The organism is Halodesulfovibrio oceani subsp. galateae, from assembly GCF_055397225.1.
Genome location: NZ_AP042453.1, coordinates 3,062,613 through 3,078,949 on the forward strand (window position 1 = coordinate 3,062,613; position 16,337 = coordinate 3,078,949).

The window sequence follows — 16,337 nt, forward strand, 5'->3', positions numbered from 1 at the left end:
TCAAAAATAGCTAATTCAATTTTTTATCTTTATTAAAGATACCTTCCAGCATCAGCGCAAGTGCGCCGTCACCCGTTACGTTACATGCAGTACCAAAACTATCCTGCAACGCAAAGATTGCCAGCAGTAACGCAACGCCTGCAGGATCGAAATGCAGAACACCCACAACAATACCCAGAGACGCCATTACTGTACCGCCAGGAACACCCGGTGCACCAATCGCAAAAATTCCGAACAATGCGATAAACAATGCCATTGTAGCTACAGAAGGTAGAGTTCCGTAGAGCATCATGGAAATTGTCATAGCAAAGAAAGTTTCTGTCAAAACAGAACCACACAAGTGAACAGTTGCGCCGAGTGGAACCATGAATTCTACAACACTTTTGGAAAGCACTTTTGACTTTGCAGCACATTCCAAGGAAACAGGCAAAGTAGCAGCACTGGACATGGTACCAACAGCAGTTAAGTACGCTGAAGGATAATGGCGGATTACTTCAATCGGGTTACGCTTAGAGATAACCGCAGCAATTGTATAAAGCACAGTCAGCCAAATGAAGTGACCAAGAATTACAATCACAACAACTTTCAAGAATACAGGCAGCTGTTTCGTGAGTGTACCTTCGTATGCAAGACCTGCGAAGGTAGTAGCAATAAAGAAAGGAAGAATCGGAATGATAATGCGGCTAACGACCTGCATCATGATTCTTTCAAAATCACTGAAGATACGCTCAAAAGATTCAGCTTTAGTCCAAACAGTCGCTAGACCAAAAACAAGAGCAGTAATGAGAGCAGTCATTACTGACATCACTGGCGGAATATTCAGCTGAAAAAGAACTTCCGGCAGTTCGTGAAGTGCATCAACTTTAGTTGCAATAGAAAGATGCGGAATAATAATGTAGCCAGCAGCAGCAGCCATTGTAGCAGCACCAGCAGCAGACAGGTACGCAAAGCCTACACCTGTGAACAACATAGAACTAGCATTTTTACCAAGACGAACAATCGCTGGTGCAATAAATGCGATAATAACAAGCGGAACAGAGTAGAAAATAAACTGCCCAAGCACATACTTCAAACTTACAACCACTTCCATCACACCAGTGCCTGCAGTAAGACCAACAACAACACCAACTGCAATACCGAGCAACAATTGCAAGATTAAGCCAAATTCTCCAAATCGTTTAAAGAACGACATGATCACTCCTCCAGTGAGCTAATGGGGATTAATTCAACATGAGGCCAAAGCACGAGGAAAAGATTGGTTCGTTACAACAGCGAAATCAACAATCACACCTCAAGAACATTCGCAACGTATGTTCAAACAGCAACGCAATGGCCTATCTCCAACACAGTAGTAAGTACATACTGCGCATTTGCTTACGAGGGCGGTCTAATTGAGTCAATCTCTTTCTATAACCATTACTATTTTCAATCGATTTTTTAAATTCCATTGAGAAGAACTTGCTTCTACTTTTAGGAGAATTTAAGCTCAAAAATTAACTGACGGGTTATGAGATCGTGAGTTTTTCATTTTCGTTTCTAACTATAAGTATGGAAAGTTAAAAATCAGTAGTGCCAAAACAAGAAACAATCTTGCTATGTGAAAACAGCAAAACCGCCTGTCGAGCGCGGTAGTGATATCAAGGATGTCTTATACAAAAGATTTCTGCTCCTTCAGCCAAGCGGAAAAAAGAAAAATGACCATCACACAACCTCTCCCCTCCCGACAACAACGAGGAATAAAGCGACCATCACTGACCGCAAACTTACTTCTACCACTCCTCCTTACTTTTCGTTTCCGAGATTCTTCACGGCATTGTTTTTAGTGCGCAGTACACCTCTGAAAAAAATGCTGCCCCATCGTAATCATTCACAACAGATCTTCATAATTGGACGAACTCCCTCTCATTTATACCTTTGGGTTGGAGTCATTATTCTCGGCATTGTTTTTCGTACCTAATCAAGCAAAGCGAGCTTCTTTTGTGTCACCGCGGGTATTCCAAGAGTCATGACGGAAAAAGGTACCGGTGGAAGCATCAAGTGATGCATTCGGGAAATAGAGAGGTACCAGTAGGCGTTAACTAAAAAGAGCTAAAAATGGCTTATTCTATCTGGAGGTTCAGATCCCTAGTTAAAAGAAACATCCTACCATTCCTGATGAAACCCACCGCTATTACTCTCCCGAATATTGCGTTTCTGAGGTTATTCACGGCATTGTTTTTAGTATTCAGTACATCACTGAGGAAAATGCTGTGCCACCATGATCATTCCGTGAATGATTTCAGAAAGAAGATGCATGGGATCATAGGCAAAGCGCAGAGGGAATGGAAAGGGAGATCTGCGCTATAATGTAGTCAATTGTGGACATAAATAATATTAGCATGTTAACAACAAAGACAGGGAGGAATGCATGCGACCAAAAGCTTTTTCATATCTTAGAATGTCCACAGAAGAGCAACTGAAAGGCGATAGTTTACGACGTCAGAAAACAGCATCAGCAGCCTATGCAGAAGAGCATAATTTGGAGCTGGTTGATTCGCTAGAAGATATAGGCGTTTCAGCTTTCAAAGGCAAAAATCGGAAATCTGGTGCATTAAAAGTATTTTTGGATCTAGTTGAAGAAGGAAAGATTCCTAGCGGATCATTTCTACTCGTCGAAAGCCTTGATCGTCTTTCTCGTGAACGTGTTACAGAGCCTTTAGGGCTTCTCTTACAGCTAATCAGTAATGAGATCACTGTTGTCACTTTATCTGATGGTAAGAAATACCATGATGAAGTTGAACCAATGGATTTAATGTACAGCTTGATAATCATGATGCGTGCTCATGAAGAAAGCGAAATGAAGAGCTTTCGAGTTCGAGAAGCATGGAAAAATAAGCGTACCAATATGCTTAAAAAGCCAATGACAGCAACTTGTCCTGGTTGGCTTCAATTAAATAAAAAAAAGAACCAGTTCGAACCAATTGCTGAACGTGTTGAAGTTGTGCGTCGGATCTTTGAAATGACCCTAAAAGGTATGGGTAGAAATGTAATAGCTCGTACCTTGAACGAAGAAGATGTACCAACTTTTTCTAAACGCGGAAAAGGTTGGTACGGTGCGACTGTCCAAAAAATCCGGCATAATATAGCTGTGATGGGGTACTACCCTGTAGGGGGCAACAGGTTGGTAGGTGGAATTCCAGATGAAAGTACTAAAGGTTATTATCCGCAGATAATAGCTGAAGACATTTTTTATCAAGCTCAAGCATCGGTCAAAGGAAGAGGAAGAAAGGCGGGCAATAAAGGAAAATATTTTGCAAACCTATTTCAAGGGCTAGCATTTTGTTCTGAATGTGGCGCACCAATGCGAATGCTTAGTAAAGGGCACCATAAGGCAAAAGTATACTTATGCTCTTCTGTCCATATGGGGAAAGAATGTGACCACCGGGTACGTCACAAAGCAGCTTTTATAGAAAGAAAATTTTTTAACGCCAGTATTCCTATTAACTACGACTTTTTTGACGACAAGCCCTCTCGCAAAGAATTAGCTCAAGGTAAGCGTGATAGACTTGAACATGCGATTAAAACTAATGAACATAAAATTGATGAAATTTTAGAATTAAACTTATCTCAAGTAGAAACAGTAAAGGCAAAAATTCAGTCTTTGAATGATGACATACAAAGGATGAAAATCGAATTAGTGGAAGCTAAAAAGGATCTTCAAAAAAGTGATCGATCTCCGCTTGAAGCCTTTAATGTTACGCAAGAATTGTCAAAAAAACTTGAAGCCGTAAAAGATGATAAAACTGAGACATATGCTATTCGTGCCTCTATTAACCAGCAGTTACATCAATCAATTAAGAAAATTGTGTTTTATCCAAGTCGTAATGTTAGGGCTTATATTTCAGACACCGCTTACATTCTCTTCAAATATCAAAGAGGGCATTTAATGGAAGGGGTTTATATCTTTAAGTGAATTAAAAAAATGCTTTTGTAGCTCCTACAAAAGCATTTTTTACACCTGCGTGAAAGGCAGATAACAACGCAACCAACCGGACGCTTATATCAATATTTTCAACAAAAAAGTGTAATTAGATTGTTTTTACAGCTATTGTATTTAGTTCTATTTACCCGATTATTACCCGCACAGATATAAAATTCTCCGGGACTTCCGCCCTAAGGATCAATATCAAAAATAAAAATACGGAAGAATGCTTATGTTGCATGCATACGTTATTAGGGTAATGCCCCCCTACAGTACGTCCTTTACGCATATTCTTCTGGTACAACTGCCAAAGTCTATCGACTAGAAATCTTGAACTGAGATGGCAACATCCAGACCACCGTCATGGTCTGTTTCTTCAACAGGAGTGTCAGCTGAAGGCTCTAGTAGCTCATGACCTCCAGACAAACTGTCCATTGAATCTTCCAACTCATGAGAGTCCAACATGTCTACATCGTTGCTCGCTTCAGAGAACAACAATGCTTGGTCAATGATCTGTGCAGCAGCGAATTCGTCCTGCGATATGCTTTGAGCTTGAATTCCAAGGGACTCCACATACCCCATAGCCTGATCAGAAACACCTAAATCGAGTCCTCCAGACTCACCAGTCCCGGCAAGCATACTCGCATAATCTGCACTTGCCGCTGTTGCTAACACAACAGACGGTGCAATCGTAATACCCATAGCCTCACTAAACGAAGCAGTATTACCCTCCTGAGTAACATCCACGGTCACATCGAGGGTAAACGAACCGCTGTATTCATCATCCAAAGTAATCTGCACATCATTGGCCTGATCTTCTGAGAGTGTCCATGAGTCGTCCGCATTTTTAACTCCTGTTGAGAGCATAGCACCATCTGGTACATCTTCAATGTTGACGCTAAGACTTTCTCCAGAAGCTCCGGCCTCCACATCTATATTTAAATCCAAAGGCAGCCCTTGAATCCCTGCAAGATCCTCTACATCAAAGATCGGCGTATCTGGCACCCCTTGTACAGTCACAGTCAATGTGTCCGTGGTCTCTGTAGTACTTTCCCCATCAATGCTGACTGCCTTAACTACCAGTTCAAAATCGTTGGCATCATTCTCTGCTGGGGTAATAGTGAGATCTTGTAATTGATCCGCGCTCAAAGTCCATGAGCCATCATCATTATCTATTCCTGCGGAGAGTTCTGCACCTTCCGGCACGCCTTCGATAACCACAGAAAGTATTTCTGAGCTATCTGTGAGGGCTGCATCAATAGCCAAGGCAATTGCAGAATCCTCATTACCAGCAGCATGTTGCACGGTAAGTGTTGGCGCGTCCGCAACTCCAGCTACAGAAACATTCAAGGTCTGGCTAATGCTCGCATCGCTAGTGCCATCCACACTGATGGCTGTGACCGTAAGCGCAATATTGCCACTCATATCTTTAGCAGGAGTGATAGTCAGATCTGCAAGCTGGTCAGAGGATAATGTCCACGAGTGGTCACCATTGTAGGTTCCTGCGGAGAGCATTGCACCATCCGGTACGCCTTCGATAACCACAGTAAGTACTTCCGAGTTGTCAGTAAGGGCTGCGTCAATATCCAAAACAATTGCAGACTCTTCATTACCAACAGCATTTTGCACGGTAAGTGATGGCGCGTCCGCAACTCCAGCTACAGAAACATTCAAGGTCTGGCTAATGCTCGTATCGCTAGTGCCATCCACACTGATGGCTATGACCGTAAGCGCAATATCGCCACTCATCTCTTTAGCAGGAGTGATAGTCAGACCTGCAAGCTGGTCGGAGGACAATGTCCACGAGTGATTACCATTGTAGGTTCCTGCGGAGAGTTCTGCACCTTCCGGCACGCCTTCGATAACCACAGAAAGTATTTCTGAGCTATCTGTGAGGGCTGCATCAATAGCCAAGGCAATTGCAGAATCCTCATTACCAGCAGCATGTTGCACGGTAAGTGTTGGCGCGTCCGCAACTCCAGCTACAAAAACATTCAAGGTCTGGCTAATGCTCGCATCGCTAGTGCCATCCACACTGATGGCTGTGACCGTAAGCGCAATATTGCCACTCATATCTTTAGCAGGAGTGATAGTCAGATCTGCAAGCTGGTCAGAGGATAATGTCCACGAGTGGTCACCATTGTAGGTTCCTGCGGAGAGCATTGCACCATCCGGTACGCCTTCGATAACCACAGTAAGTACTTCCGAGTTGTCAGTAAGGGCTGCATCAATATCCAATGCAATTGCTGAATCCTCATTTCCAGAAGCATCTTGCACCGCCAGCGTTGGTGCGTCCGCAACTCCAGCCACAGAAACATTTAGAGTCTGGGTAACGCTCGCCTCGGTAATATTATCCTCACTTATCCCATCCACACTGGTGGCGGTCACAGTAAGTGTAATATCACCACTCATGTTTCCAGCAGGAGTGATTGTCAAATCAGCAAGCTGTGCGGGTAAAAGAGTCCACAAGCCATCGCCGTTGTTCGTACCTGCGGAGAGTATTGCACCGTCCGGTACGCCTTCGACGACCACGGTAAGTACTTCCGAGTTGTCAGTGAGGGAGGCATCAATATCCAAAGCAATAGCAGAATCTTCACTACCAGTTACATCATGCACAGAAAGCACAGGGGCATCCGCAACAGCATTTACCGTGACCGTCACGTCGATACCTCTAGACGAAGTATCACCGTCTGCCTCTACGGTCATAATTTCGGCATGAATATCGATATCGTCAGAATAATGCTCAGGTGGAGTAATATGTAAAGTATCCAGTGCGTCTCCGGGCACAGCCCAAGAACCATCCGTCTGTAGAGCACCAGCGGAAAGCTGCGAACCTTCAGGAATTCCGGTCAAAATAGCAGTAACACTTTCAGAACCGTCTGTATCAACAAGTACGTAATCAAGTTTTATTGCAATAGCCGTATCTTCATCCCCTGTTGAGTCCTGTCCATCCACAGGGGCGGCATCTGCCACTCCCTGTACCGTAACAGTAAATCCTTGCGAGGTTGTCATGGTCTGCCCAGAAGACAGATCAAGGGTATGGGCATTGAGTGTCATACCAAATTGACCAGATGCATCAGGAGGGGCTGTGAACGTCAAATTATTTAATTGCCCCGCAGTGAAGGTCCACGAACCGTCACCATTGTTACTGCCTGCTGAAAAAAGTGCATCTTTCGGAACATTGGAAATGGTAACAGCGATGACTTCAGAACCATCCGAATCTATGAGGGCTGCGTTCAAATCCAGTGAAACTGCAGCATCTTCGAATCCTACAACATTCCCAGTACTAAGTGCACCTGGATCAATCATAGAATCGATGTGAACACCAGCACCATTAATAAAGGTTGCCTGTGAGCCATCAACCTCCTCTACCACCGTTTCAACATTGAAGGAGAAATTGCCGTGTGCATTGGCAGGGGGGACAAACTGCACACTGCCTACATTAGCGGGATCAACTTCATACCGTCCGCCACCAAGATCTAAAGCTCCAACAATAGAAGCTCCTGCGGGTACCCCACTAATAATCACAGAGACAATACTCTCTGAGCCGTCAGCATCAGTGGGCTGCACATTCAAGTTAATGTCTAGTGGCGTATCCTCTATCCCATTGGTATTACCAAGACTCACACGCGGTGCATCCACCACTGGGTCTATTGTCGCGACAACATTAGTGTCGCTTGTTTGCGATGTCCCTGCTGGTGTGGTTTGCGCAACAGCTACTGTAAAATTTAATGTTCCAGAGAAATCATCAGGTGGGGTAATAGTAAGATTTTCCAGAGTTTCAGAATCGCCCCCGGCAATAACCCAGGTTTGATTGACTGGATTATAAAATCCACCATTTACTACCGTGCCTTCAGGCAAGTCACTGATGATAATTCCGGTCTGTGATGCATTGTCAGCGAAATCAGCATCAATAGTCACAGCAAAGGATGTATCTTCTGTACCGTCCGGAGGGGTTACGGAAACAATTGGCACCACGCTGCTACCATCGCCTCCGGTATTACCTCCGTCACCACCACTAGCGTCAGGCTCAATGGTAAGGGTAAACGTCGCGTTACTAAAGGCGGAATCGTTGTTTTCCCCTTCAGTGGCAATAGCATTTACTGTCACATCAAGAGAGAGTGTTTCACTTATGTTACCTGAAGAAAAGGTAAGGCTGCCAAGCTGATCGCCAGAAACAAGGAAAGAACCATCTCCAAGATTGATTCCCGCAGAAGGGGTTACATTGGTGCCATTAAAACCGGAAATAATAAAATTCAAACTTTCAGAGCCATCAGTGTCTGTGAGTTCGGCAGTAATGGCAGACATAATATCATTACCCTCTACTCCTGAAATATTTTCAGCAGCAACCGAAGGCGTATCCGCGTCCGCGTGCACGTGCACGCGCAATAATCCTTCCGTAATTTCTGTATTTCCGCCAGTGTCTTCAATCATTGCCCTAACTGTAAGGCTAAAATCAGTATCTGAATTCTCCGGTGGTGTTACTGTCAATCCGTCAAATTGCTCAGGTGTAAGACGGAAAACCCCGTCCGGACCTTCTATCCCAGCAGAAAGCGATGCTCCTTCAGGAAGGCCAGAAACCTCCACCCACTTGGTGCTTTCTGAAAGGTCAGCATCGTTAAGACCTGGATCAACATGCAAACTGATAGCAGAATCCTCATTACCGGATGCACTACCATAGGAGCCAGTACCATCAAAACTGCCGCGATCCGGTGCATCTACAACGCTATCCACGACAATTGGCAAAGTATAGTCCACACTGGTCTGATGCCCATCAGCCTCTTGCACTACAACCGTTATGTCCAAGTTGAAGGAACCTGAGAAATCTTCCGGTGGTGTGATGGTGAGGTCTGACATATCATCCTCTCCCACAGACCAACGGCCGTTTCCGATATACACACCATCACTCAGTTCGGCACCTGGCGGTACACCTGTAATGACATAACTAAGACTTTCTGACCCATCCACATCTACAGATTTTGCATTAAAATTCAAAGCAATAGCCGAGTCTTCACTACCTTGTGCTGTTCCCACATGCACTTCAGGCGTATCAGCTACGCCACGCAAAGAAACCTCTATTGTCTGAGGATCTGAATAGGCCTGATCACCGTCTTCCTCAATAGAAAGAGAACGGACTGTCAGGGTAAAGTCATCACTGGAGTCTTTAGGAGGTATAATGTTCAAGTCTTCGAGAGCACCTGCGGCAACCCTCCACTTTCCTTCAGCAATCTCCATCCCAGCGGTGAGACTGGCCCCCTCCGGAACACCGGCAAATTCCACAAAGAGAGATTCCGAGCCGTCCGTATCATTCAAAGAAGCACGAACCGTCAGCGGCACGCCTATATCTTCACTTCCGATGGTGTCCATTGTCGCAAGATTGGTGGCATCTGCCACACCTGTGACATGTACATTGACGTCAACACTGACAGACGCCTTATCGTCATTAGAAGCCTCTGTACTAGTAGCAGTCATACTCAGTGCAATGTCACCTGAAAAGTTCTCCGGTGGCGTCAATTCTAGCGTAGCAAGATCTTCCGGTGCCACAGACCATGTACCATCCCCGTTGTCTGTGCCTTCGGACAAGGTAGCCCCTTTAGGTACGCCAGAAATCTGCACACTTAAAGATTCCGAGCCGTCCAAATCAGTAAGTACAGCACTGAAGTCTAGCTGAACAGGAGTATCTTCATTAGTCGCTACATCGTTTCCGGAAATCACAGGTTCATCGGCGTCAGCAGTGAATGTAGCTTTAAATCCTCGAGTACGCGTAGCCGTACTGTTGTTTTCCGGTTCCACGGTCGTCACCGTAAAATTCAGACTGACTATGCCGGAATAGTTTTCCGGCGCTTGAAGCGATAGACTATCAAGGCTATCGGCAGGAACACTCCACACTCCACTCCCTTGATCAGTCCCGCCAATAATGGTGAATCCTTCAGGAACACCAGAAATAGTTGTGCTCTGAATGTTTTCAGAGGCATCCCGCACCCACGTATCTAACGTCAAGCCAAGGGCATTATCCTCAACAGTCGTAACATCCTGAACACGTATACCTGCGACGTCAGCTACAGCATCAACACCAACAGTAAACGAAGAAGAAACCGATTCGGTATCACCATCATTTTCCGTAGAAACTGCGATTACTGAGAGATCAAAGCTCCCGCTATAATTTCGTGGCGGTCTTACATGCAATTTCGAAATATCTGTAGCATCCACCTCCCATGAACCGTCAGACTGTCGTGCCCCCACGTTCAACCACGCTCCAGAAGGTAGGCCATCAATGACAAGGTGCAAAGACTCTGAAGAATCAACATCATTCAAGCTGCTGTCTACATCCAGTCTAATCCAACTATCTTCACGCCCCGCAACATCCTCTGTACTTAAATTCGGTGCATCAGCTACACCTGCAATGCTCACAGGCAAGATTGTCACAGAGGTGGCTGTGCTGCCGTTGGGTTCCGTGGCGGTGCTGGTGACGGTGAGGGCAAAGTCCACGTTGCTGTCCGCAGGCGGAGTCAGAGTCAGGCCATCAAGCTGATCGGTGGTCAAATTCCAAGTTCCATCACCGTTGTCGACTCCAGCAGACAGGCTTGCACCGTCCGGCACACCGGAAATAACGACACTGGTGATCGTTTCAGAAGAATCAGTCACGGCAGTTTCGATATTAAGGGCAACGGTTGTATCTTCCAGCGTGGAAGCTGCGTCCGCTGACAAGTCAGGCGCATCCGCAACAGCAGTAAAGGTGACTGGAATCACGGTTACGGCAGAAGCCGTATCACCGTCTGATTCTGTGGAAAGTGCTGTAACATTCAAGGAGAACGAACCGCTGTAATTTTCAGGCGCAGAAATAGTCAGCCCAGTAAGTTGGCCTTGTGTCAAAGTCCACGTACCATCGCCGTTATCTATACCTGCGGACAACGTGAAGTGCTCTGGAACATCTGCCACGGTCACAGCCAAAGTTTCCGACTCGTCAAGATCGTTCAATGCAGAAGAAATATTCAAGGCAACTGCAGTATCTTCATTCCCTGACGCCGAACCATTCGCCGTTCCGGCAGAAAGATCCGGTGTATCTGCAACACCTGTAACATGAACATTAAAATTGGCGGAATTAGTGGCTATAGAGCCGTCAGATTCTGTAGAAATGGCTGTAAGAGTCAGTGCCATATCTCCGGAAAAATTCTCAGGCGGTGTAATAGAAAGGCCGTTCAAATCTGCAGAGTCAACAGTCCATGAACCGTCACCATTTGGTGTTCCATGATTAAGCGATGCGCCATCTGGAATGCCACTAATGGAAACACTCAGCACCTCGGAAGTATCCACGAGTGAAGCCGAAACAGCTAAGCCGATGGAACCATCTTCATAACCGGAAAAGTCTTCCACTGTAATGTTTGCAGAATCCGCCACAGGAGTAATGGTGGCGCTTACAGAAGTTGTGCTTGTAGCTATATCACCATCATTTTCCGTGGCAAACGCTGTTACCCCCAAATTGATCTCACCGGAATAGTTTTCCGGCGGATTGAACTGGAGCCCCGTTAGGTCACCAACACTCAAATTCCATGTGCCATCGCCGTTGTCTGTTCCTGCTGACAAGCTTGCGCCGTCCGGCACACCAGCCACTACAAAGGAGAGACTCTCTGAACCATCTGTATCCGTAAGTGCACCGGAAATACTGAAGGCCACTGGGCCATCTTCAGCACCAGAAGCGAGCGAAGCTGTAAGTTCGGGGGTATCGGCTACACCCGTAACATGGACGGGCAGTGTCGCCACAGTGGAGGCGGAATCACCGTCGTTTTCCGTTGAAACGGCGGTGACAGTAATATCAAAATCACCGCTGTAATTTTCCGGTGGCAGAAATTGCAGACCGTTCATATCAGCCGGGGTTATCTGCCATGAACCATCTGGCTGCTGTGTCCCTGCGTTTAAACGGGTTCCAACGGGCAAACCATCAAGAGTTATCGCCAGCGATTCAGAGTTGTCTGTATCTACAAGACTGCTGTCCAGTTCCAGATCTATCCAGCTATCTTCATCACCTTCGGCAGGAAGCGCGCTCAAATCAGGAGCATCAGCTACACCTGCAATGCTCACAGGCAAGGTTGTCACAGAGGTGGCTGTGCTGCCGTTGAGTTCCGTGACGGTGCTGGTGACGGTGAGGGCAAAGTCCACGTTGCTGTCCGCAGGCGGAGTCAGAGTCAGGCCATCAAGCTGATCGGTGGTCAAATTCCAAGTTCCATCACCGTTGTCGACTCCAGCAGACAGGCTTGCACCGTCCGGCACACCGGAAATAACGACACTGGTGATCGTTTCAGAAGAATCAGTCACGGCAGTTTCGATATTAAGGGCAACGGTTGTATCTTCCAGCGTGGAAGCTGCGTCCGCTGACAAGTCAGGCGCATCCGCAACAGCAGTAAAGGTGACTGGAATCACGGTTACGGCAGAAGCCGTATCACCGTCTGATTCTGTGGAAAGTGCTGTAACATTCAAGGAGAACGAACCGCTGTAATTTTCAGGCGCAGAAATAGTCAGCCCAGTAAGTTGGCCTTGTGTCAAAGTCCACGTACCATCGCCGTTATCTATACCTGCGGACAACGTGAAGTGCTCTGGAACATCTGCCACGGTCACAGCCAAAGTTTCCGACTCGTCAAGATCGTTCAAAGCAGAGGAAATATTCAGTGCTATTGCAGTATCTTCATTGCCTATTATAGGTCCGGAAGAAAGAGTCGGTGTATCTGCAACGCCTATAACATGAACAGTAAAATTAGCAGAATTAGTGGCTATAGAGCCGTCAGATTCTGTAGAAATGGCTGTAAGAGTCAGTACCATATCTCCGGAAAAATTCTCAGGCGGTGTAATAGAAAGGCCGTTCAAATCTGCAGAGTCAACAGTCCATGAACCGTCACCATTTGGTGTTCCATGATTAAGGGATGCGCCATCTGGAATGCCACTAATGGAAACACTCAGCACCTCGGAAGTATCCACGAGTGAAGCCGAAACAGCTAAGCCGATGGAACCATCTTCATAACCGGAAGAGTCTTCCACTGTAATGTTTGCAGAATCCGCCACAGGAGTAATGGTGGCGCTTACTGAAGTTGTGCTTGTAGCTATATCACCATCATTTTCCGTGGCAAACGCTGTTACCCCCAAATTGATCTCACCGGAATAGTTTTCCGGCGGATTGAACTGGAGCCCCGTTAGGTCACCAACACTCAAATTCCATGTGCCATCGCCGTTGTCTGTTCCTGCTGACAAGCTTGCGCCGTCCGGCACACCAGCCACTACAAAGGAGAGACTCTCTGAACCGTCTGTATCCGTAAGTGCACCGGAGATACTGAAGGCCACTGGGCCATCTTCAGCACCAGAAGCGAGCGAAGCTGTAAGTTCGGGAGTATCGGCTACACCAATAACATCCACATCAACGGTCAGGGATGTAGACGCAGTGTCACCGTTGGCTTCAATGCTAGTTGCTGTAACAGAAAGAGAAAAATCTTCATTAGAGTTTTCCGGTAACGACAATGTCAAACCAGGTAGGTCGTCAGGAGAAAGTGTCCATGTTCCGCCACCATTATCTATTCCTGCGGAAAGAGTCACACCATCAGGGACACCAGAAATGGTGATGACAAGCGTTTCATCACCCCCGTCAGAGTCTAATAAAACGGACTGAATATCCAACACAATCGGTGAATCTTCGTAACCGCTAACAGGAGAAACTGACAAAGATGGCGTCTGAGCCTGAGGAGGCGCTGGAGGTTGGACATCGTCTTCAACGATAGCGGCTTCTTCACTTGCTACCCGCACAGAAGTGTAAGCAACATCAGAATCCGAGTCCGAAGTAATTTCCGCACTTGCAAAAGCCTCGTCCAAGCTTACCAAAGTGTTTCCTTCCGGCTGCTCAGGTGCGTCACTGACAGTTGCTTGCCCCGCTGCGTCGCTCACTTCAGCAGACGGCTGAAGCCGCTCTACCGCCTCAGAAGAAGAGTCGTCTTGCCCTGCATCCAATTCAGTAAGTGCAGAAGAACTGCCTTTCAGAGAAACAGCATTATCGTCTTCCACCAAGGTGGTGCCTACAGGCTCTACAAGTAACGCTGTATCGTCCTTAGGGCCACCAAATGGCTGTTCACCTTTTATGGTTTCAGGCGTATTCCCCATAGACTCTTCAGACTTTAGTTGCTCTGCTGAAGCCGCATCCTGTTCTGCTAACTTCGTGGCTTCTGAGTCGTCCTGCTGTCTACGAGCTTCTTCAGATTCATTCGCAACATCAGTTACATCGGAATTTTGTGTTTTATCCATGGTGAGTTCTCTTGAAATTTATCGTTCTTTAAAGCTGTCGTTTGCCAATGTGAACACGGGCTTCAGCAAATATTGAAAAATAGTTTTCTCGCCAGTAATAATATCAACTTCCGTCGTCATACCAGGAAGCAGGATGCCTTTTTTCGGATCTTTGCCCAGATATTGCTGGGCAAGAGTCACTTCCCCCACATAATAAAGCTCGCCCTTCGGCCCAGTAAATGTTGTCGGACTTAACTTTGTCAAAGTCCCTTCAAGAACACCATATCGAGCGTAATCATAAGTATCTACACGTACAATAACGGGCTGACCGACATAAACGAAACCAATATCACGCGGGGAAACTTGCACTTCCACCACCAAATCCACATCCAACGGTACAATTTCTGCCACAACCTCACTCGGATTTACCACTGCACCTGACTTAGGGAAATTCAAGGATTTGATAATTCCCCTTGCAGGAGAAGTTATGAGAAGGCGATCCAATGTTGTCTGACGTTCATTAAGGCGTTGATGAACTTCAGCAAGTTCTGACAAAATTTCTGCACGCCTTTTTTGTGCAACTGCAAACAGGGTCTGTTTAACACCCTTTTTCTTTTCAATAAGTTCCTGAACTTCCTTCTCAAGAACTTTTCGACTTCTCTTGAGTCCTTCCAGCTCTTTAATAAATTCAGCTTCTTTCTGCTCCGCATTAATAAGATCCAACTTAGAAACAACCTTCTTTTTAGAAAGCTTCCTGTAAATACGGGTTGCAGACGTTGCAGATTCTATTTGTTTATCCAGTACTACCTGTTCGTTAGTTAGCGAACGGATAGAGCTTTCTTTTTGAAGTTGTTGCTCCTGAAGAGCTTGCAGCTGGGCATGCATTTCAGCATTTTGAGCAGTCAACAAGAGCACCTGCTGTTCTACAACTTTTTGATACTGTTCATTGTATGTAGAAAAATCAGGTTCGCGTTGCTCAACAAATGCCCGGAGCCTCTCTGCTTCGAATTTCAAAAATGTCGTTCGAACACGAAGTTGATTTACATCCGTTTCGGTTTTCAACGGCTCAAAACGAATGAGTGGCTGCCCCTTTTGAACCTCCTGCCCTTTCTGAGCCAAAATCTCCACAATCTGTCCACCCTCAAGGCTTTGCACCAGAATAACATCGCCTGTCGGTTTTATCTGCCCGCGTGTTTTTGCAACCTCAGGTACCTTGGCGAAAGCGGCCCAGCCCAACAAGCTAAAAGCAAGAATCACTACCAGCCAGACTATTCCTCTGAGCGGTGACGGCCGGTGGTATGGCAAAACAGATCTTTCTCGAAACATGCTTTTATGCGTAATTGTATTTTTATTCATTATACTTCGTTGGTAATAGGTGCTGGTGACATTTTGATATAAATATTACGTCTGCAAAAGATATATAGAGCAAAGCTCAACAACCCGAGCAACCTATGAGGCTGAAGGGACAGCTATTTTGTCAAAACCAATAGGCATACCTTGATCCATCACAAGAACTTTATCGCACTGCTCCAGAAGCCTTTTCTCATGCGAAGTGAACAAAATAGTTCGCTTCCCACGCGATTTGTTCAGAAAACAAAGGAAATGTTCTCTGAATTTTTCAGAATGGAATGTCGGATCATCAAATAGCAACAATGAAGGTTGCTTAAGCAGTGCACGGGCTATACAGATGGATTGTTGCTGGTCGTGCCCTACGCATAAACCATTTTCACGGTACATAAAAGATTCAAATCCATATGGAAGTTCATTTACGAGGTTGGCGAGCCCTGCCTCTTCCAGCGCCTGCTGTAACTCTTCATCCGTTGCATCGCTACGGCCCATAAGCAAATTACTTCGCAGCGTCCCTCTAAACGGTTTATCATGTTCCGGCATAAGGCCGAGCCACGAACGAAGATCTTCTGTCCTAAATTGACGAATATCCCTGCCACCGATGAGTACACTTCCGCCCTGCGGCTGAATGAGACCTGCTATCACATGTAACAGGGTTGTCTTTCCCGCACCGTTCGGACCGGTAATGCCAATAATTTCCCCTTCGTTTACTTGAAAAGAAACACCCGCAAGAGAAGGTTCCCGATTGGCAGAGTGCCTGAACACAACTCTG

Annotated in this window: 4 protein-coding genes and 1 pseudogene; 1 reads left to right on the plus strand and 4 read right to left on the minus strand. The window is 46.1% G+C overall.

Annotated features, from left to right (window positions below; all coding sequences use genetic code 11):
- Nucleotides 1-10 precede the first annotated feature (10 nt).
- Complete coding sequence (locus ACZ5V1_RS13580) at nucleotides 11-1,192, minus strand: dicarboxylate/amino acid:cation symporter (RefSeq protein WP_464389304.1); 1,182 nt, start codon at nucleotides 1,190-1,192, stop codon at nucleotides 11-13.
- 1,215 nt (nucleotides 1,193-2,407) lie between these two features.
- On the opposite strand from ACZ5V1_RS13580, the gene ACZ5V1_RS13585 reads away from it, so the two are divergent.
- A complete protein-coding gene (locus tag ACZ5V1_RS13585; RefSeq protein WP_464389305.1) occupies nucleotides 2,408-3,952 on the plus strand; it encodes a recombinase family protein in 1,545 nt (514 codons plus the stop codon).
- A 330-nt stretch (nucleotides 3,953-4,282) separates the two neighbouring features.
- Here ACZ5V1_RS13585 and ACZ5V1_RS13590 read toward each other — a convergent pair whose 3' ends face one another.
- The 3 genes and pseudogenes from ACZ5V1_RS13590 to ACZ5V1_RS13600 form a co-directional block, all read right to left on the minus strand.
- A complete protein-coding gene (locus tag ACZ5V1_RS13590) occupies nucleotides 4,283-14,239 on the minus strand; it encodes a beta strand repeat-containing protein (RefSeq protein ID WP_464389306.1) in 9,957 nt (3,318 codons plus the stop codon).
- An 18-nt stretch (nucleotides 14,240-14,257) separates the two neighbouring features.
- Nucleotides 14,258-15,574, minus strand: a complete 1,317-nt coding sequence (locus tag ACZ5V1_RS13595; protein ID WP_464389307.1) for an HlyD family type I secretion periplasmic adaptor subunit — start codon at nucleotides 15,572-15,574, stop codon at nucleotides 14,258-14,260.
- A 93-nt stretch (nucleotides 15,575-15,667) separates the two neighbouring features.
- A pseudogene (locus ACZ5V1_RS13600) lies at nucleotides 15,668-16,234 on the minus strand (ATP-binding cassette domain-containing protein); the annotation flags it as partial.
- Nucleotides 16,235-16,337 lie beyond the last annotated feature (103 nt).